We start from the raw sequence: 19,026 nt of genomic DNA on the forward strand, positions 1-19,026 counted from the left end.
CCTCTCCTAGAGAAGTTTGCCACAGCCATCGCTTCGTTTTCTGGCGCTGGCGTGTTTTTATCCCGCTTGTGGTCTATATTACATGCAATTTTGTACCGCTATATATTTAATAGCGTTACAAAATTGTACTTGACGTACCTTTTTTTGTGCTGGATATTTTTAATATTCATAAGAGTAACTTATTTAATATTAGGGATTTTTGCTATTTGTACTTATAGTAGTATTTCTGCTTACTTCAACTAAAATATCAGCATTATTATGTGTCATATCAAACTTCAGATATGAACAATTATCCGGAATGCTGCTAGTTTAGTTAGTAGTTTGATTGAAATGTACTTAAATTAAGAGATAAATTCCCTAAAATCAATATATTTATTCAGCAGATTTTGTCATCCCTATTCCTGAGTGAACTAGATTAGTTATGCTCCTAGATTTAGAAAGATTTTATCAGGCTTGCAATCCGAGCAGACCTCTAATCATAGGAAACCCTAGCGATCGCCGATACTATATCGATTTTGCTGCGGTGCGGGGTGGTAAAATCATCGAAGCTTTACAGCGGACGATCGCGAGAATTTCGCCGGATATTCCCACTTGTCAGCTATTTACCGGACATCTCGGCTGTGGTAAATCAACGGAGTTGTTGCGCCTCAAAGCTGAATTAGAAGTGCAGCAATTTCATGTAGTTTACTTTGAGTCTACCCATGTCTTAGAAATGGCCGATGTGGATGTGACTGATATTTTATTGGCGATCGCAGGACAGGTAAGTGAAAGCCTAGAAGCCATGAGAATCAGTCTCAAACCTACCTACTTTACCAAGTTATTTGGTGAACTTGTGGATTTTCTGCAAACACCAATTGACTTTGGCGTAGAAGCAGAGTTGTCTGTGGGGATTGCCAAAATCACAGCTAAAACTAAAGAAAGTCCCCAATTGCGGCGACGGTTAAGAGATTATCTAGAACCCCGAACAGCAAATATTTTACAGGCAATTAATCAAGAATTGCTAGAACGTGCCATCAAGGAACTGAAAACCAGGGGAAAAAAAGGATTGGTGGTAATTGTTGATAACTTGGATAGAGTTGCAATTCGACCTTTACCATCGGGGCGATCGCTACCAGAATACTTGTTTATTCAGCGTGGCGAACAGTTACGCAAACTAAATTGTCATGTAGTCTATACTATTCCCCTAGCTCTGACTTTCTCCAACGATAGCGCCGAACTTCAGCATCGTTTAGGGGGAGGAGTTGCACCAAAAGTATTACCGATGATACCCGTGCGTCTACGCTCTGGCGAGATTTTCCCGCAAGGGCTAACAATGTTGCGGCAAATGGTTCTAGCTAGAGCTTTTCCAGACATTTTGCCTAGCGATCGGTTAGGCTTAATTACAGAAGTGTTTGATAGTCTGGAAACCCTAGATCGGTTATGCCTGATTAGTGGTGGTCATGTCCGCGACTTACTGGGGTTACTGTTTGACTGTCTGCGAGAACAAGATCCACCATTTGAACGGGAATGTGTCGATTTGGTGATTCAAAGACAGCGAGATTACCGAGCCAACGCCATCGATCCCCATGAGTGGGAATTAATCTTTCAAGTGGTGCAACAGCAGAGGGTTAGAGGCGATATAGAATACCACACTCTATTGCGAAGTTTATTTGTATTTGAATACCGCGATCATCAGGGAGCTTGGTTTGCCGTCAACCCAGTTTTAGCAGAGACGGAAAAATTTAAATCATGGTTGAACGACACCCACAAGTAGATGTAAGAGTAGCTAACGAGCGAGCTTTGCGAAGTTTGGGGAGAGCAATTGCCCTTTCTAGCGGTCAATTCTCCTTGGTTTTGGTGTGCTGCAATTATCGAGTTTTGCAAGAACTTATGCTGCAACGACTCGAAGAACTTTCTTCAGGAGTACACCAAATTCAAAAGGTAGTTCTGCCGCATAATGCTAGAAGCCTTTACACAAGTATTCATTTACAACTAGTAACTGAAGCTAATCCGCCATCGGCGTTGATGATTTTGGGTTTAGAGTCAGTAGATGGAATCGATGATTTACTGAGGTCTATCAATCATATTCGGGATGAATTTCGCAAACGCCACCCATTTCCAATGATTTTGTGGGTGAATGAAGAAGTGTTGCAAAAGGTAGTCCGTTTAGCACCAGATTTTGCTAGTTGGGCGGCGACACCGATTCGGTTTGAGATGACAACTCAATCATTGCGGCAATTTCTGCAACAAGAAACTGACTCTTTGTTTGCTACAGTGTTACCAACCGATGCTGCACAACACCAACCTCCTCAAGTTGCAAAGCATTATTCCACTGTGGAGCAAGTCTGGAAACATAGTTATGAACTGCACTTTGCCATTAAAGAGTTGCACAATCGTGGTATTACCTTAGAGCCAGAATTATACGCTAGTTTAGAATTTGTTTTCGGTCTAGATAACTATATTAGCGATCGCATCAATACAGCTTTAAGGCATTTTCAGCAAAGCTTGCAAGTTTGGCAAAAGTTAGGGGAGCAGGGGGACTTTACTTCCCCTACTCCCCCTGCTCCCCCTGCCCCCCCCCCTGCTCCCTTTACTTCCCCATCTCCTCCATCGCCTCCATCTCCCCTACTTCTGCGACAGGGAATCTTGCTATTTTATATTGGGCTGTGTTATTGCCGTTTTGCAGAACAAAATCAAACAGAAAATCGCCGCCATTGGTACACAGCAAAATCTTATTTTCAGCAATGCTTGAATATTTTGCAGATGGCTGGGCGTTTAGATATAGTTGCTGGATTTATTAATCAACTTGCAGAGGTTTTACAATATCTGCAAGAGTGGGAAGAGTTGCAGACTGTTGCTCAAAAGTCTTTGGAGTTACATCAAACTTATGGTAGTCAAATCCAATTAGCTTGTGACTACGGTTTTCTGGCGCAAGTGGCTGTGCAGCAGTCGCGGTGGGTACAGGCGAGTATATTAGCACACGTATCATTGCTGAAATTAGGGGAGGCGCAAAAGCACAATGACCCTTATAACTGCTTATTTCCCTTACTGCTGGGGCAAATTTCTTATTTAGTATTGGCGAAAGCACAGCGAAATTTAGGTGAACTAGAAGTCGCTCGTGAATATTTAGACAAGGCAACAAAAGAACTGTCATCAGCATTAGAAAGTAGTGCCCATCAATACGATGCCCATCGTTATATTCGCTTATTGCGGACACTGCGATCGCTATACTTTGAAGAAGGGCGCTATTTGGAAGCCTATTACATTCGACAGAAACGCCGTTCTGTTGAGCAGCAGTACGGGTTTCGGGCTTTTATCGGTGCAGGCCGTTTACAACCCCAAAGACAGGCGACAAACCCAGCATTGATGTCACATTCTGGAAGTAGCAGCGTTGCTTTAGAAATTGCGGCTTCTGGTCGGGAGCGTGATATTAATAACTTAATTGGCAGAATTAGCCGCGCCGATCAAAAGTTGACGGTGATTCATGGTCAATCAGGGGTGGGTAAGAGTTCTACCGTCACTGCGGGTTTAGTTCCAGCCCTGCAAAACCGAGCCATTGGCGATCAAATAGCTGTGCCTGTAGTACTACAAGTTTACACCGATTGGGCACGGGAATTAAGCAAATCTTTGAGTGAGGCGATGTCTAGTGATGCATCCCTTGCCATTTATGCCGATATCAAGCCAGAAGCAGCCATTGAAGCGGAGGCTTTGCCCTACTCTGAAACACCTATTACCATTGTCAGAATTTTACAACAACTCAAAGAAAATGCTGATAACCATCTGATCACAGTTTTAATTTTTGACCAGTTTGAAGAATTTTTCTTTGGTTATAGCGATCGCAATCAGAAGCAGGAGTTTGATAAATTTATTAGCGATTGCCTTAAAATACCTTTTGTCAAAGTCATCCTTTCCTTGCGAGAAGATTATTTACATCGGTTATTAGACTTTAAACATCTTTCGGCACTAGAAGCGATTAATAACAATATTCTCGATAAGCATATTCGTTACCAGTTAAATAACTTTTCGCCAGAATATGCCAAAGCAATTATCCGAAAATTGACCGAGCGATCGCAGTTTAATTTAGAACCTGCTTTAATTGATGCTTTAATCGAAGATTTATCTACAGAATTTGGTGAAGTTCGCCCTATTGAATTACAAGTTGTCGGAGCGCAAATTCAAGACGAGCGCATTACTACACTAGAAGAATATCAGCCATATAGACCGAACAAACTCATCGAGCGATATCTTAAGGAACTGATTAAAGACTGCGGCCCAGAAAATGAACGAGCCGCGTTACTCGTCTTATACTTATTAACAGATGAAAGTAACAACCGACCTTTTAAAACTCGTGCTGAATTAGCGGCGCAGCTAGCAGAGTTAGAAGATGGTGGCAAATTAGAGTTAGTCTTAGACATTTTAGTGCGCTCTGGTTTAGTAGTTATATTTCCCGATGTACCAGAACGCTATCAATTGATTCATGATTATTTAGTAGACTTGATTCGTTACCTGCAACAACAAGAATCTAGTTTACAGGTACAACTAAATCAGTTGCGTTACAAAGTAGAACAAAGTAAAACTGAGATTGAGCGACTTAAGAGGGAACTTAGCCAAAATAAGCAGCGATCCAAATTGGTAGATTCTCATCCTCAACAGGGATTAGATTTATTAACAGAATTGCGGGAATTACATAAACGGGAAGAATTGAGTCAATTAGAAATTGAGCAATTACGAGCTGAACTCAAAGAAAAAGAATTAACAGCAAAACTAGCAGAAAGTCAAAAGAAACAAAGACTCAGTGAAGCTCAATTAAATCGTTCGTTGAAAATCGCCCTAACTGCTTCCGTTCTCGCCATATTAGGATTAAGTGTTTCCATAGTGACAGCAGTAGATAGCGAAATTAAAACCCTCAGTGCATCCAGTGAAGCCCTCTTTGCATCCCAAAAAGGTATTGATGCTTTAAAGGAAGGTTTAAAAGCGGGGAGAAAATTACAACAAACAGTCTGGGTAGATTCCTATACAAGAGAGCAAGTACAGACGGCGCTTTATCAGGCAGTTTCCGGGTTGAGAGAATATAATCGTTTCGACGGGCATATATCTGGGGTAAATAGTGCTACATTTAGCAGCGTTCCCCCTTGGGGTTGGCAAAGCCATCGCTCTTTAATTGCCTCGGCTAGTGCAGACACTACAATCAATCTCTGGCGTCCCGATGGTAGCTTGGTCAAAACCTTGTCTGGGCATCAAGATGTAGTTAATAGCGTCAGTTTCAGCCCTGATAGTCAAATCATTGCTTCCGCTAGCCAAGATAAGACAGTAAAACTTTGGAGTCGAGAAGGTCAACTGCTTGCTACTCTTTTAGGACATCAGGGTGTAGTGAATAGTGTTAGTTTCAGTAAAGATGGTCAACTCATTGCTTCAGCTAGTACAGATAAGACAGTAAAAATTTGGAGTCAGGACGGTAAATTACTCAAAACCTTGCAAGGACATAATGGTGCAGTTTTGAGCGTTGCTTGGTCAACTGATGGTCAAACTATTGCTTCTGGGAGTGCTGACAACACCATCAAGCTTTGGAGTCGGAATGGTGAGTTGCTTAAAACCTTCTCAGGGCATAATGATGCAGTCTTGAGTCTAGCTTGGTCGCCCGATGGTCAAACTATTGCTTCTGCTAGTTTAGACCAGACAATTAAACTGTGGAATCTAGATGGTAAGTTACTGCGAACCTTGTCGGGGCATAGTGCTGGAGTTACCAGCGTCAGTTTTAGCCGTGATGGTAACACGATCGCTTCCGCAAGTACCGACGAGACAATCAGACTTTGGAGTTCTCAAGGTGTCCTGCTGGGAACCCTGAAGGGACATAATAATTGGGTTAACAGTGTCAGTTTCAGCCCAGATGGTCGTACCTTGGCTTCTGCCAGTCGGGATAAAACAGTAAAACTCTGGCGTTGGGATGATGTGTTACTGCGAAAGCCCAAAGCTAATGATGACTGGGTGACTAGCATCAGTTTTAGCCCTGGGGGTCGTACTTTAGCCGCAGCCAGTCGAGACAAAACTGTAAAACTTTTCAATCGAGAGGGTAAGCTTATCCGTAGTTTTACGGGGCATCAGGGTCAAGTTTGGGGAGTTAGTTTTAGTCCTGATGGTAAAGCGATCGCTTCGGCTAGTAAAGATAAAACAGTAAAACTTTGGAGTCGCAACGGTAAACTGCTCAACACCCTACAGGGTCATAATGATACCGTCTTGGGTGTAGCTTGGTCGCCGAATGGTCAAGTAATTGCCTCGGCTAGTAAAGATAAAACGGTAAAGCTTTGGAGTCGAGACGGTATACTACTCAACACTTTGCAAGGACATCAAGATGCAGTGAATTGGGTAAGTTTTAGCCCCGATGGTAAATTGTTAGCCTCAGCCAGTGATGATAAAAACGTGAAAATCTGGAGTGTAGAGGGTAAATTAATATACACATTAGCTGGTCATAGCCGCCGAGTAAATGGGGTTGCTTGGTCGCCTGATAGTCAAAGCATTGCCTCAGTTAGTATTGATAGCACGGTGAAGATTTGGAATCGAGACGGGAAACTGGTAAATAATCTCGTAGGCGATGGTGATAGTTTCATCAGTGTCAGTTTTAGCCCCGACGGCAAGACACTAGCAGCTAGCAGTGATGATAAAGTGAGGATTTGGAACCGAGAAGGGACATTACTGATTGCTTTGAAAGGTGATAAGCAAGAGTTAACCAGCGTTAGTTTCAGTCCTGACGGTCAGACTCTGGCTGCGGGTAGTGGTAATGGTACAGTGATTTTACAGAATTTGGCAGACATCCAACTGGAAAAATTACTAGCACGGGGTTGCGATTTGCTGCATGATTATTTGCAGACTAATCAGAAGCTAATGAAAAGCGATCGCGCCTTGTGTTCTGGTAGGTGATGCAGATTTTTAATGCAGTAGATAATTGGCGCAAGCGATCGCTAACTTCTAAGTTAGACTCTTGCGATCGCAGTTCTGGTGGTATCTCTGCCAACAAAAGCGGATTTTCTTGCAACCATTCGTTATTGGCAATCCCCGTCCATGTGCCTTGCTTTTCTCTAAAACTATCAATCAAGCCCTTTAGTTCTTGAATACAGTACGATTCAAAACCTGATGCTTCAAAAATTGCAGCACGCAAGTATTCTTCAAAAGCATTAATATCATTTTCAACTTCAAATATTACATCATCTTGCGGAGATTGAAATTCACTGGAAACATCTATAGTACTTTTTGTGACAACATTAATAATAGGTGCTACGATTCCTTTTATTCCTAAAATCTGTTGTCTTGTATCAGGATGATAGAGTAATTTATAACCATATTTTGCATATCTTTTGAGGACTTGAAAAGCGGCTTCTTCTCCCGTGTAATAGTTATCAACTATTTCAATATCTACACCAAGGCTCTTAGCAATCTTATCGCGGGCATCGCTATTAAGTGGAGCGCGAATTAATACTTCTGCTACTGGACGGGCAAAACGTAAAAATAGAACGCTTAAGCTATTTTCTAGCTTAGATAAAAAGTATTCTTCCGATTTATCAATTAATCTTTCTTTTACTTGCTTACTCCCCCACAATAATGTTGTCATATATTCGACTAAATTTAATGCCTCATCTTTCAATTCCATAGCGAGTTGTCTGGCTATAGAAGATAAAAGCTTGCTAATGTCGCCATATAAATCTTCACGCCAAGCGAAATTAGCTTTCATACGATCAAACTGTGGGAATGAATTGGCAGCAAAGATAATAGCTTTTTTTCTAAATGCTTCTTCTTTCAGTTTTTGGATTTCACTGGCTACAATTTGTAGATATCTCTCTTTAAATTTGGCGAGGCTAGTTGCAGAATTCTCGGTTAAATTATCGAGAGAGTTATTGGTAACAGAAGAATCATAAAATTTTTGGAGATCAGCTTTCTTCTCTTCCCATCTATGATTCCACCATTCGCTAAACAAAACTCGTCTACGGTCTTCTTCAAATCGTTTTGCGTCTTCAGGGTTTTCAGGATAACGTTTGCTAACTAAATTATAAATTTCTTCAGAGGTAGTTAAGATTGTATTTATAGAAGCCTCGCATCTCTTTTTTAAGATAAATACACGTTCAGTATTAATATAATTAAATATTTTTTCTTTGATTTCTGGAATTCCAGTACCTTTCTTATTTAAAGTTTCCTCATCGATAATTCCAGTTAATTTTTTTAACTGGGCTTGAATATTGTTTGCGTCACCAATCTCTAACCTTGTCTGCTCTCCAGCTAATCCATTCAAAACTAGATATGCTCCCGCAGAACCATATATAATACGTTCCTGTGGAAGTTTGGCACGTCTAAACCAATCTTGAGATGCTTCTTCAATATGAGTTTGAAGTGCTTCTGGAGTGGCTAATGAGTCAATCCGACTTAAAAATACAAAAAGTTTATCAGCAACGGTAATGTTTTTATCACCAAGTTCTGTGAATTTGATGATTTCTAGTTCCTTCTCTCTCAGGCTAGTAAAACGCTGTACTATCCCTCTTCTGTCACTCTCCGAAAACATTTGCCTTTTCTAAAATCTAGAGCTTTTGTATAACAAGCGATTGCGCGATTATTTTCTAATAACAAATACAAGTCCTATTTTTTTCTAATAGTATAGCTTGTATTGATTGCCTCATGAGGCTTCTAGCGATCACTTTCCCGGAAAGTGACAGAAGAGGGCTATAGCGTTTCTTAATCTGGTGAAGTACAGTAACAAGAATGGGTAAACCAGTTATAAATATCATTTAACGAGACTTGATTAAAAGCACTTTCAATCGCTTTTGCTAAGTCTGGATAACTTCTAGCTCCAATAGAACGTAGTAAATTTTTAATTTTTGACCAACAGTTTTCAATTGGTGAAAAATCAGGAGAATATGGTGGCAAATAAATCAATTTAGCTCCAGCAGATTCGATTATTTTCTCAATGTCTCCACCTTTGTGAATTGAACAATTATCCATGATTACATAAGCGCCTTCCCACAGCTTTGGAACTAATTTTTTGAGAGATATAAGCCTCAAATGTCAGCCCGTCATATGCTCCTAAAATACTATATTGACTAATCACACCTTTGAGAGCAAGCGCTCCAATTATGGAGACATTTTTACAGCGTTTTTGAGGTCGTGAGCCATTCGCTCTTTTACCTTTTTTAGAACGAGCGGAGTGTCTTATTAAAGATAGATTAGCTCCTGCTTCGTCAAGAAATACAAGGTTTTCCGTCGGTATCCCATGAAGTTGAAGCCAGAACTGTACTCTTAATAATTGAACTCTTTCAGTCTCTTTTTCTGCGGCGTGCAATGTTTTTTTTTAGGCTTATTTCTATCCTCTGTAACATCCTGTCTACCGTAGAGATACCGATTGTTATTCCTGTTTTTTCTTTGAGTTCTGAGCGAATTTCTTTCAAGGTAGCATCATTCTTAGCTTCAACTATTTCTTCAAGAATCTTAATTTGTTCTTCATTGAGCTTCGGAGGAGTTTGTTTTGTCCTAACTTTAGGAGCGATACTTGCTGTTTCTCTATATTGCTTTAGTAATTTCTCAATAAAACCTAAACTGACACAAAATTTGTTTGCTAATTGACGTTGTGATATTCCACCTGACAAGTATGTATCAAATATTTTTTTGCGAAAGTCGAGGGAATATGGTTTCATTTTTACCCTTGAGTAGATACACTGATTTATTTTAATTAGTGTACTTCATTAGACTGGGAAACGCTATAATATTACCGCATCGCAATCTGACAGCATTTCCTTGGCTTCATCAACGTGCTTTGCTAAACCTGAATCTAAACCAGGAACATCATAAAATACAATACCTTCAGCTTGGGCAAGTTTGTTAGTATAAAGTCTCGCTTCTAAAACAGCATGAGCATACTTTTCATCTGCTACATACTTCTTGAGTGATTCCCTAATATCGTCTAAACGAGTAAATGGAAAAGTCCGATTACCTTCTCTTATTACTTGCTGCAAAGTAATTTCATTTTCTCGGATAGTTTTGATATCTTCTTGGGCTTTTGCTGTTTCAACTTCATTTAATAAATTGATAAATTGTTCTTCTGTTTTGGCTTGTACTTCAAGCTTTTGATCGGTGTCATTTTCAACCGAATAAATTTGCGTTGTTGTAAATGTACACCTTCCTCCCTTCGCTGGAAGTAAATCGCATTCTAACCAGGCATTAATAAAAGTACTTTTTCCTGCTTTTTCTAAACCGACAACTGCAATGCGAAACTCTCGCTTTTTCAGCCTTTCAAGTTGACGACGGGCTGGTTCTGCTTCTTGTAAAAGTATTGATTTTAATTGAGATGGAACTTCAGATTGAGGTAAATTAGCTAAATTAACCGCGTGTCGCTGTACGTTTAGAGCTTCACTTAAACGAGCCTCATAATAAGAAGATGCTGTTTTCCAATCCATTTCAAGGCTCCTTAAATACGGTTAAATGCTTCTAAACCAGATAAATCTCCAAGACAAGCTAATTGTTTAACAACTCCTTGACGGTGAGATGGTAGATTTCTCTTTAAAATATATGGAACTGTCTTATCAAGCATTTCTTGTCCATCACGAATATCAATTCTGACGTAAACTTCTCTTCGTTCGCCAACAGTTAAAATATTTTCATCTGTTAAATCTAGACGCTGTTGTACTAATTCGGCATCAGCAACTTTTGTACAGAGAAAATAGGAGGCATTATCTATTAGGTTTTCTATTTCATTAGCATCGATTGGATATTGCTCTTTTAATTTATTTAATACATGGGCAGGTACAACAAGACATAAAGCTACGAGGAGCGATTGTGGTGGTGAAGCTACGGGTTGTTGTAAAGCTATAGGTTCAGAATATTGAACATTTCTGTCTTGATTCTCTCTTCCCTTACTTTTTCGCCTTTTAATAAATTGAATACATACAAATGTTCCAACAATAAAACAAGCTATTAACACAATCCATAATAATTCGGATTGCCTTTCATTGAATCTATTATTTTCATTTATTCCTAATATAGATTTAAAAACTTCTTTTGGATTAAATTGGTCTCTTGCATTCATAATTAAGCCTTCAAAAACTTTTTTATCTTCCAAGAACGTAGCATTGTTTTTTATACTAAAAAGATTACAAAAAAACTCGGCTTTTATTTGCTCTTCTTGCTCAAATATTACTTTTTCTTCAAGTATTATGTGTATAACTTTGTATAAAACACCTAGTCTATCATTTGCTATTTGAGGATAAACTTCCCTTAAAACATCATTGTATATATTTTTCAGGTTTTGGTTCATTTACTTTTAAATGTAAGTTGGTTACTGGTAAAGTTTCATAAAATTATTATTGTTGCATTGTGAGAAAGTTTTTTTAGATCTCTTAAAACAAACTTTCAAAAGAAAGTAGCTTAAAATATATATAAAAAATATAATAAAATAATTTTCCATTATTTTATTACTCATCTTTTAAATTAATACCTAAACTATAAAATTCTTCAGCAAGGTATTGAGCTTTTTGTTGCATAGGTTGCCAGACATTTTTTTGCATTTCATAATCTGTAGTGATTTCTTTGTTTGCAGTATAAAGCCTATCTTCATAACGATTGATAACATCATTCTGGACTTTCTCTACATTTTTTTTTAAAGAATCAATTTGTTCTATTAGCCAACTTGAGATTTTTTTTACTATTTCTTTATCTTCTGTTTTAACCTGAAATTGCCAATTCTCAAGTAACTGTTCTATGCTGGGAATTTCTGCATTATCGCTAGAACGAGTTTTATATTCTGTTTCGTAATACGTTTTTTTACCAAGCCACAAAGTATACCAAGTTCTTTTAGTTTTCTCTACTTGTATAGCCTCTTGCCAATTTCCTGATGTAATTGCAAAACCTGCTTTAAAACGTAAATTAAATGTGAGTTTATTATCGACTCTGATAAGTTGAGAATCTGGAAATCTAATTGCAATATTAGGTGCAATATCGTTTGTACCTTTTTCTATATGCGATAGATGACATTTAAAAAGCTCAACTACCGCCTCGTACATTCTATCTATTTCTTGACTACAAATTTGCTTTAATACGTCTTCCATCACGAGATTTAAATGAATTGCCAGTTCATTGAGTTCTTCATTCAATTGCTTAAGTTTCTTCTTCTCTTCCTCTGTTCTTGCTTCCATCTTTTTACCAGATTTGGCAACTGAAGATGTGTAGCCCAAGTTAACTAGTCTTTTTAAACAGTTACCCAACAAATTAACATTTAAAGCATTTGCTTTTTTCAAATTTGGAGTATCTAAAATTACTCTTCCATTTTCTAAAGACTTGGCTACTGATTCTAATACCTGGTTTATTCCTTTACCGATTCCCCGTCGCCACTCATAAAGTGAACATAATTTATCTCCTAATTCATTATATGCTTCAATATTATTAAGATTTCTTATATTCTTTTCTAAATAGAGTACTAAGTCATCTTCTGAATCGTCTGCTAAAACTTGCTTAATTTTGTTATCTATTTTTTCAAAAGGTTCTCTTAAGTTGTTGTCGCTAATTTGCAAGAAACTATCAAGTGTTGACCTAATCCACGAGATTTTTTCACATTCTTCTTGATAGCGTTCTTCTGAACTATTAAGGATGGCTGTTGTTGTCTGTAAAGCCCACTCTGTAATAGCATTCCCAGCAGCAACATTAAAACGTTCTATTGCTTGAGGAATAACTAACCGGGGAAAATGTTGACTAATATGCTCTCTTAATGATTGCTGAAATTCTTCTGCATAAGACTTTTTCCATAACGCATCAGCAACCCTATTTCGGTCATGTCTAGACCATTTTTCTGTTTTACGCGGTAGGTCTTCTAATATATTCTCATCAATTAACCCATTAAAATGGTTATCTGCTTTTTTACAAGCTTCTAAACTGTATATTTCATCATATTGTTTTATCTGGAGTGCTAATAAAGCAGCCCATGTACTCAGTTTTATAACCTGTAATTTCTCAATGTCTTCTGTATATTCTTTTAACTGATCGGATAGTTCATGCTTGATACTACATATCGCCTTCTCAACAAAACGATTCTCGGTTTCTGGCCAGTTTCTATCTGCTCGAAAAATGTCAATACGATTGAGAATAAACAGCATACGTGCAGGAGAACCACCTAAATCTTTTACCTGCTCAACTACTTCTTGCAGCAAGGTTCTAACTTTTTCTTTGTCGGTTTCTGCACTGTTATATGTTACCAAGCACAATGCCTCACGACACTGTTTAATCACATTTGCGTTACCTTCATCGCCTACATACGCTAAACCAGGCAAATCCAAAATTCTTACCTTTACACCTCTGGGTAATTCCAGTTTTGATTCTTTGATGAGTCTGAAAGGGTAAGATATAGTCGATTGAGGGCAAGCTAAATTAGCTTGTTTCTCTCTGTTATCGATGTAACTTATCATGACATCGTATAAGCGTTGATAAATTCGCTCATCACTAATACCTGTCCATTCTCCACACTCCCATAATGCTCCTGGAGTTTCATGGATTATTAAAGATTTTGTTTCGCTGTATTCTATGGTTACTGCTCCGGCGCTCATTTCGCTAACAGCGACAGGAACAATTTCTGCTCCACATAATAGATTTACTAAAGTGCTTTTACCACTACTGGTAGTTCCTGTTGTCGCAAGAGTAAGAGTAGGATTTTGAAGTTCATCTACTAAATTATCAATAGCTATCTCTAATTTGTTAGAAAGTTCTTCTAATTCGGCGTGATATGTCTCTGGCAAATGCTCAGATATTTCAGTAGAAAAATTATGCCAATATTTAGATAAAAGTTGGGCATTTTGTTCTACATCTTCAAAGACTTTATATAACTTATTGCTCATTTTAAAACCTATTGCTAATTTTTTATAATTACAGAACTTTTAATCTCTGTATACTTTGAATAAATTTCAGTTTTATTTAGTTAACGTGTGGCTAGATTTGAGTATTTTCGCTATTTATTTATAATCGGAAACAAGCTGAATAGCTTACGTAATTTTACGTGATTAACTATTAAATTGGTTAAAAATTTTATGATTGTACGTATACTGATCGCAACATGATTTATTGCTTGCCACTAGTTTGATGCGCGATCGCTCTTGACACGATGCGATCGCAATACGGTTCGGATAAGGTTTTCTGATGACACGCCCTAGCCTAGATCGCAAAGACGCGATAAATCGCCGTCTTTACAATCATCAGTTCTTTGTAGAGACGGCGATTTATCGTGTCTCTTACCTTAACCTATTGGGTGCGATCCTATTACCCAACCTCAAGCCGTTGTTTCAGAACTACGAAAGGAAAATAAGCCAGGACTCATAGACAAAGCTGTACATATTGGTAGCATTGAGTAAAGTACCCGTCAGCAAGAGAGCGAGGGCGATGTACGCAACCGTCACACAACCACTGACTTTTGAAGAGTTTCTTGCCTGGGACGATGGTTCAGGCAGGGAGTTTGAGCTATTGGATGGGATTCCCGTGCCATTATCAGAACCAAATGCAAATCATGAGGATTTGATCCAGCGACTGTGTGCCTATTTAGAAAATCACTGCCAAGAAAATGACCTGCCTTACGTATCGCGCCAGTCCAAGCAGATTCGGCTCAAAATAGCACCAGGCGAAAAGGAAAAAAGCCGGAAAGCAGATATTGTCATATTTGCAAGAGTTGAATGGCAGAGGATGAAAACCTTATCTAGTTCTGCTGCTGCATATATTCCACCACCCGGAATCATTGAGGTCGTTAGCAACAACTGGAAGGACGACTATCTGACAAAACTTGCTGAATATGAAGACTTGGGCGTTTTCGAGTACATCATTGTGGACTATGCCGCTTTTGGTGGCATTCGGTTCATTGGCTCTCCCAAGCAGCCAACTATTACAATCTACCAACTTGAAGGTGCAGAGTATTTACCCCCAAAGGTGTTTCGAGGGCAGGATCGAATTGATTCTAGATTGTTTCCGAATATTCCCTTAACGGCTGAACAGATTTTTACAATGAGTCGCTGATTAGCAATGAAGAAATTTATTCTAGTCGTCTTCTTGGCACAATCGCAATCGCCCAACGGTAATCAAATGTGGCGTAGCTGGCTGAATTATTTACACAAGTTGTAGATTGAGCGATCGCAACAATCAATTGAGCAGATGCAGCGTGCGATCGCACCCCAAAAATCCTTACATAATTAAATCTGCGACATTTATCTACGTATTAATACTGCACAAAAACAGCGATTGCTATCATGACAGCACAAGTGTATCCTGTATAGAAAAACACTTATTATGAACCTTGGAGTAGATTTTTTTATTTTAACTAAAAATCTAAGTAAACATACTAATACACTGTGACAAAAATTTGCTTACCTTTAACAAGGGACGGGCAATTCATGAATTGCTCCTATTTGTCTGCTTGCTTAATTGAGATGGTAGCTGGATTTGCGCCGCACTCTATTAGGCTGTGATTTGTTTATTATTCTCAGCTTAATTTCGGTCTAATAATGATCAAAAACACTACTCTAGATCCTCTAGTAACTGATATTCGGTGTGAAGAAATTTGTCAGATTTTGGGAGAGACTTACAACCAGGAACGCTGGAACAATTGGCGTTGGCAAATGCGGCATCGGTTGACTAAGCTGGAACACTTTCAGAAGTTATTAAGGCTTAGTGCTACCGAAGAAAAGGGACTTTTAATCGCACCAGAGAAGTTTGCTGTAGCCGTAACCCCATACTTTGCATCACTACTTGATCCAGAAGATCCCCTTTGCCCACTACGGTTACAAGTGATACCACGGCAAGAAGAACTAATAGTTAGTCCAGCAGACATGGTAGATCCATGCGGTGAGGATCACGACACTCCAGTACCAGGACTCGTACACCGCTATCCTGACCGAGTGTTGCTGCTGGCCCTAGATAGTTGCGCTGCTTATTGTCGTTACTGCACCCGCTCTCGTTTGGTGAGCCAAGGTGAGATGTACCCAGTAACGCGGCGGTTGGATGCGATCGCAGCTTACCTGGAGGAACACACCGAGATCCGTGACGTACTAATTTCCGGTGGCGATCCTCTATTGATGGCTGATGAACCTTTAGACAATTTGCTTAGGCGGCTGCGTGCCATTAAGCATATTGAATTTATCCGCATTGGTTCTCGCGTGCCAAGTTTCTTACCGCAGCGAATTACACCAGAACTGGTTGCCTTGCTACGTAAACATCGAGTGTGGCTATCTTTGCACTTTTGTCATGTGCGGGAACTTACCCCAGAAGTCGCACAAGCTTGCGATCGCCTCGCTGATAGTGGCATTCCTCTAGGCAGCCAAACTGTGCTGTTAAAAGGTGTGAATGATTCTGAAAAAGCCCTGAAGAATCTGTTTCATGGTCTTCTTAAGCTGCGTGTGCGACCTTATTATCTTTATCAATGCGACCCTGTTGTTGGCACTGCACATCTGCGAACAAGTGTGCAAACTGGGCTTGATTTAATTTCTAAATTACGTGGTCATACTACTGGCTACGCTGTACCAACCTATGTAATTGATGCCCCTGGTGGTGGTGGCAAAGTCCCAATTCAAGCCGAGACTCTAGTTGCTTATGAGAATGGTACAGCTACAGTGCAAAATTGGGCGGGTAAGACGTACACCTATACAGATCCAGTGGAGTAAGCTATGGGGTTATTCATTGGTCTGTGTTATGACTTGAAGGCAGACTACCTGAAAGCTGGTTTCAGTGACTCTGAGGTAATGGAGTTCGATGATGAAGAAACTATCATCGGGCTGGAAACTGCACTATTGCAGTTAGGTCATCAGATTGAACGTGTCGGTAATGGTAGAGAACTTGCTCTGCGCTTGGCAAAAGGCGATCGCTGGGATTTGATTTTCAATATTGCTGAGGGTTTAAAGGGTCGCTCTCGTGAAGCTCAAGTCCCGGCAGTTTGCGAATTATTCGCTCAACCCTACACCTTTTCCGATCCACTCACCTGTGCTTTAACTTTAGACAAGGCGCTTGCTAAAAGAGTGGTGCGCGATCGCGGTTTGCCGACAGCCCCCTTTGAAATCGTGAATACTACCGCAGAGGCAGCAGCCGTGTCGCTGCCAATACCACTTTTCCTCAAGCCTGTGGCGGAAGGTAGTTCTAAAGGGATAACTGGGCGTTCTCTTGTCAAAGAACGCGAGGAACTAGTAAATACTTATCAATTGTTACGTGAACTTTTTCAGCAACCAGTACTCGTGGAAACCTTTCTTTCTGGTAGAGAAGTAACAGTTGGCATTATTGGCAACGGGAGCAACTCACGGGTAGTAGGTGTGATGGAAGTAATTTTTACAGGAGAAGTGGAAGCTTTTGCCTACACCACCCTTAACAAGGATGAGTATCTGGAACGGGTATCTTATCCCTGTTTTGTCACTCTAGGCAGAGGAAAAGTAGAAATCAGGGTGAGACAGGAAAATAAATATTGAACTGGTGAGGTTATAAATAATAGATTGAAGTTTCGAAAAACCCAAAGACAATTGGGGAATAGGAAAAACTGTCAACCAGGGATATATTAGGTTAAATAAAGTAAAAGGTTGAATTATTAAACGGAGATTGTTAAGAATGTTCTTCCAACCCTTCCCATCATCCCACCAAGGATGAGCAGCCAATTTTGATGGAGACTTTGGTGGAGAAGACTGCATTTGTTCAGAGTGTAGACTCACCATTAAGTAGCTACTACAAACAATCTCCCACCAGCGTTCAATATCCGCATAATGAGTCAGCCGATAATCTGCCCAACCTAATTCATTCTTACTTTGCTTCAAGCCATATTCAACCCAAGTTCTTAACCCATAAAAGTTACCAACATCTCTTGGTGTAAGGTCTGCGTATTTACTCATCACATACCAAGTAGTGTTACCGGGTAATTTCTCAATGTCAGTAGTAATCTGCCAATACCTTTTTTCTTGTCGTTTACCATGAATTATTTCCCTAATAAACCGATTCTCACTACTCAAGTTAGAGAATACTCTTTTAAACTTATGCCACTTTAAATATTGAGTATGTTGTCTAGGAAGTAGCTCTACAGAATGGTTTGAGCGAATCGCCACTAGATAATTTAACCCCAGATCGTCTAATATAGATATGAAATTAGCACTACTCTCACCATATAAGCTATCTGCTAGTACTAGGTTGAATTTAAAACCCATCAACTCTAGCTTTTTCATCATTATTGCTGCTATTTGAGGCTTCGTAAGATATTTATCCCCTGGCTTTAATCTTTCGCGTGGCTTGTATACTTCAAACAGTAATGGAAAAGTCATCCCACAGAATACACCATACGCCGTGACTGCTACAATTCCATTTTCTACTTTACCCAAATTACCTATGTACTGTCGTTTCACATAATCTGTCTTATTCCCTTTCTTTTTATCTCCTGTCTCATCAATAATTAGAATGATTGGTCTACCTTTTAGAACTTGTAAAATTAGCTCTAATCGCAAGGCTCTTAACTTCTCTATATCCCAAGGTGATGTAGTTAAAAAATGGTGCAAACCCTGCTGATTGTCCAATCCTACAATTTTTGCTATTTCTGGTAGGGTTTTCCGTTTTAGTTCAGAAATACACCCTACATGAAGGTATTTAAAAGCCTCGAAGCTCCTAACATCTGGAAACAGGCTTTTATACCATTGGCAATATTCGTCCACGAATTTTACTGTTGGTGCGGCTGGACGAGGCTGTACCATACTCTGTGTCTTGGTTCTAGCGTTTGTACCTTATTATACTACTGCCAGAGTGACAAAACAGGGTTATGGTTTACTCATAGATCCTGAACCACTGGCAGCACAGGCAAGGCAACTGGCGGTGGATGCTTACCATACTCTTGGTTGCCGAGACGCTGCCCGCGTGGATCTGCGCTGCGATGCTAGCGGTGTGTTGCAGTTTATGGAGCTTAACCCATTGCCAGGGCTACATCATATCCGCTCAGACTTGCCAATTATGGGACGTTTGGGTGGTGTGACATACACAGAAATCATTGCTGAAATAGTCGAGTCTGCATGGCAAAGGTACAAAAATTGAAGTTTT

At 39.5% G+C, this 19,026-nt stretch carries 13 protein-coding genes and 1 pseudogene; 7 read left to right on the forward strand and 7 right to left on the reverse strand.

Annotation, left to right across the window (positions count from 1 at the left end; all coding sequences use genetic code 11):
- Positions 1 to 421: 421 nt before the first annotated feature.
- Together HUN01_RS07255 and HUN01_RS07260 are read left to right on the forward strand one after the other, a co-directional pair.
- Positions 422 to 1,753, forward strand: coding sequence for a P-loop NTPase fold protein (locus HUN01_RS07255; RefSeq protein WP_181930705.1), 1,332 nt, complete (start codon positions 422 to 424; stop codon positions 1,751 to 1,753).
- Positions 1,729 to 6,894: a WD40 domain-containing protein gene (locus HUN01_RS07260; protein ID WP_181930706.1), complete on the forward strand. Its 5,166-nt coding sequence runs from the start codon at positions 1,729 to 1,731 to the stop codon at positions 6,892 to 6,894. The genes HUN01_RS07255 and HUN01_RS07260 overlap by 25 nt, the downstream gene beginning before the upstream one ends.
- On the opposite strand, the gene HUN01_RS35210 is transcribed toward HUN01_RS07260, so the two are convergent.
- From HUN01_RS35210 to HUN01_RS07285, 5 genes and pseudogenes are all read right to left on the reverse strand, one after another.
- Complete coding sequence (locus tag HUN01_RS35210; RefSeq protein WP_238846055.1) at positions 6,845 to 8,524, reverse strand: Dynamin family protein; 1,680 nt, start codon at positions 8,522 to 8,524, stop codon at positions 6,845 to 6,847. The two genes, HUN01_RS07260 and HUN01_RS35210, sit on opposite strands and share 50 nt — an antisense overlap.
- A gap of 170 nt (positions 8,525 to 8,694) precedes the next feature.
- Positions 8,695 to 9,650 (reverse strand): annotated as a pseudogene (locus HUN01_RS07270) (IS630 family transposase).
- Positions 9,651 to 9,713: 63 nt separating this feature from the next.
- Positions 9,714 to 10,409 (reverse strand): dynamin family protein, encoded by a 696-nt coding sequence (locus tag HUN01_RS07275; RefSeq protein ID WP_203219525.1) that lies wholly within the window; start codon positions 10,407 to 10,409, stop codon positions 9,714 to 9,716.
- Between the two features lie 11 nt (positions 10,410 to 10,420).
- Positions 10,421 to 11,266 carry a hypothetical protein gene (locus HUN01_RS07280; protein ID WP_181930707.1) on the reverse strand — a complete coding sequence of 282 codons (846 nt, stop codon included), beginning with the start codon at positions 11,264 to 11,266 and terminating at the stop codon, positions 10,421 to 10,423.
- 157 nt (positions 11,267 to 11,423) lie between these two features.
- Positions 11,424 to 13,832, reverse strand: coding sequence for a dynamin family protein (locus HUN01_RS07285; protein ID WP_181930708.1), 2,409 nt, complete (start codon positions 13,830 to 13,832; stop codon positions 11,424 to 11,426).
- Positions 13,833 to 14,130: 298 nt separating this feature from the next.
- Between HUN01_RS07285 and HUN01_RS07290 the strand changes: the two genes are divergently transcribed.
- Positions 14,131 to 14,310 (forward strand): hypothetical protein, encoded by a 180-nt coding sequence (locus HUN01_RS07290; RefSeq protein ID WP_181930709.1) that lies wholly within the window; start codon positions 14,131 to 14,133, stop codon positions 14,308 to 14,310.
- A gap of 60 nt (positions 14,311 to 14,370) precedes the next feature.
- Positions 14,371 to 14,994: a Uma2 family endonuclease gene (locus HUN01_RS07295; RefSeq protein ID WP_181930710.1), complete on the forward strand. Its 624-nt coding sequence runs from the start codon at positions 14,371 to 14,373 to the stop codon at positions 14,992 to 14,994.
- 16 nt (positions 14,995 to 15,010) lie between these two features.
- Here HUN01_RS07295 and HUN01_RS07300 read toward each other — a convergent pair whose 3' ends face one another.
- On the reverse strand, positions 15,011 to 15,148 hold the full coding sequence (locus HUN01_RS07300) for a hypothetical protein (RefSeq protein WP_181930711.1): 138 nt from the start codon (positions 15,146 to 15,148) through the stop codon (positions 15,011 to 15,013).
- A 331-nt stretch (positions 15,149 to 15,479) separates the two neighbouring features.
- Here HUN01_RS07300 and HUN01_RS07305 point away from each other — a divergent pair, with 331 nt between their 5' ends.
- Both HUN01_RS07305 and HUN01_RS07310 read left to right on the forward strand, forming a co-directional pair.
- A complete protein-coding gene (locus HUN01_RS07305; protein WP_181930712.1) occupies positions 15,480 to 16,634 on the forward strand; it encodes a KamA family radical SAM protein in 1,155 nt (384 codons plus the stop codon).
- A 3-nt stretch (positions 16,635 to 16,637) separates the two neighbouring features.
- A complete protein-coding gene (locus tag HUN01_RS07310; protein WP_238846057.1) occupies positions 16,638 to 17,426 on the forward strand; it encodes a D-alanine--D-alanine ligase family protein in 789 nt (262 codons plus the stop codon).
- On the opposite strand, the gene HUN01_RS07315 is transcribed toward HUN01_RS07310, so the two are convergent.
- Positions 17,376 to 18,686 (reverse strand): IS701 family transposase, encoded by a 1,311-nt coding sequence (locus HUN01_RS07315; RefSeq protein WP_181930713.1) that lies wholly within the window; start codon positions 18,684 to 18,686, stop codon positions 17,376 to 17,378. The two genes, HUN01_RS07310 and HUN01_RS07315, sit on opposite strands and share 51 nt — an antisense overlap.
- 49 nt (positions 18,687 to 18,735) lie before the next feature.
- Between HUN01_RS07315 and HUN01_RS07320 the strand changes: the two genes are divergently transcribed.
- Entirely contained in the window at positions 18,736 to 19,020 is a 285-nt protein-coding gene (locus HUN01_RS07320; protein ID WP_238846059.1) for a D-alanine--D-alanine ligase family protein, read from the forward strand.
- The last annotated feature ends 6 nt before the right edge of the window (positions 19,021 to 19,026 follow it).

Origin of the sequence: Nostoc edaphicum CCNP1411, from assembly GCF_014023275.1 — a bacterium.
Classification (GTDB): domain Bacteria; phylum Cyanobacteriota; class Cyanobacteriia; order Cyanobacteriales; family Nostocaceae; genus Nostoc; species Nostoc edaphicum_A.

Excerpts from the sequence above, each read along its gene's own strand:
- HUN01_RS07295 (WP_181930710.1), top strand. The coding sequence starts at position 14,371 with ATGTACGCAACCGTCACACAACCACTGACTTTTGAAGAGTTTCTTGCC.
- HUN01_RS07285 (WP_181930708.1), bottom strand. The coding sequence starts at position 13,832 with ATGAGCAATAAGTTATATAAAGTCTTTGAAGATGTAGAACAAAATGCC.
- HUN01_RS07305 (WP_181930712.1), top strand. The coding sequence starts at position 15,480 with ATGATCAAAAACACTACTCTAGATCCTCTAGTAACTGATATTCGGTGT.
- HUN01_RS07280 (WP_181930707.1), bottom strand. The coding sequence starts at position 11,266 with ATGAACCAAAACCTGAAAAATATATACAATGATGTTTTAAGGGAAGTT.
- HUN01_RS07255 (WP_181930705.1), top strand. The coding sequence starts at position 422 with ATGCTCCTAGATTTAGAAAGATTTTATCAGGCTTGCAATCCGAGCAGA.
- HUN01_RS07275 (WP_203219525.1), bottom strand. The coding sequence starts at position 10,409 with ATGGATTGGAAAACAGCATCTTCTTATTATGAGGCTCGTTTAAGTGAA.
- HUN01_RS07260 (WP_181930706.1), top strand. The coding sequence starts at position 1,729 with ATGGTTGAACGACACCCACAAGTAGATGTAAGAGTAGCTAACGAGCGA.
- HUN01_RS07310 (WP_238846057.1), top strand. The coding sequence starts at position 16,638 with ATGGGGTTATTCATTGGTCTGTGTTATGACTTGAAGGCAGACTACCTG.
- HUN01_RS07290 (WP_181930709.1), top strand. The coding sequence starts at position 14,131 with ATGACACGCCCTAGCCTAGATCGCAAAGACGCGATAAATCGCCGTCTT.
- HUN01_RS07315 (WP_181930713.1), bottom strand. The coding sequence starts at position 18,686 with ATGGTACAGCCTCGTCCAGCCGCACCAACAGTAAAATTCGTGGACGAA.
- HUN01_RS35210 (WP_238846055.1), bottom strand. The coding sequence starts at position 8,524 with ATGTTTTCGGAGAGTGACAGAAGAGGGATAGTACAGCGTTTTACTAGC.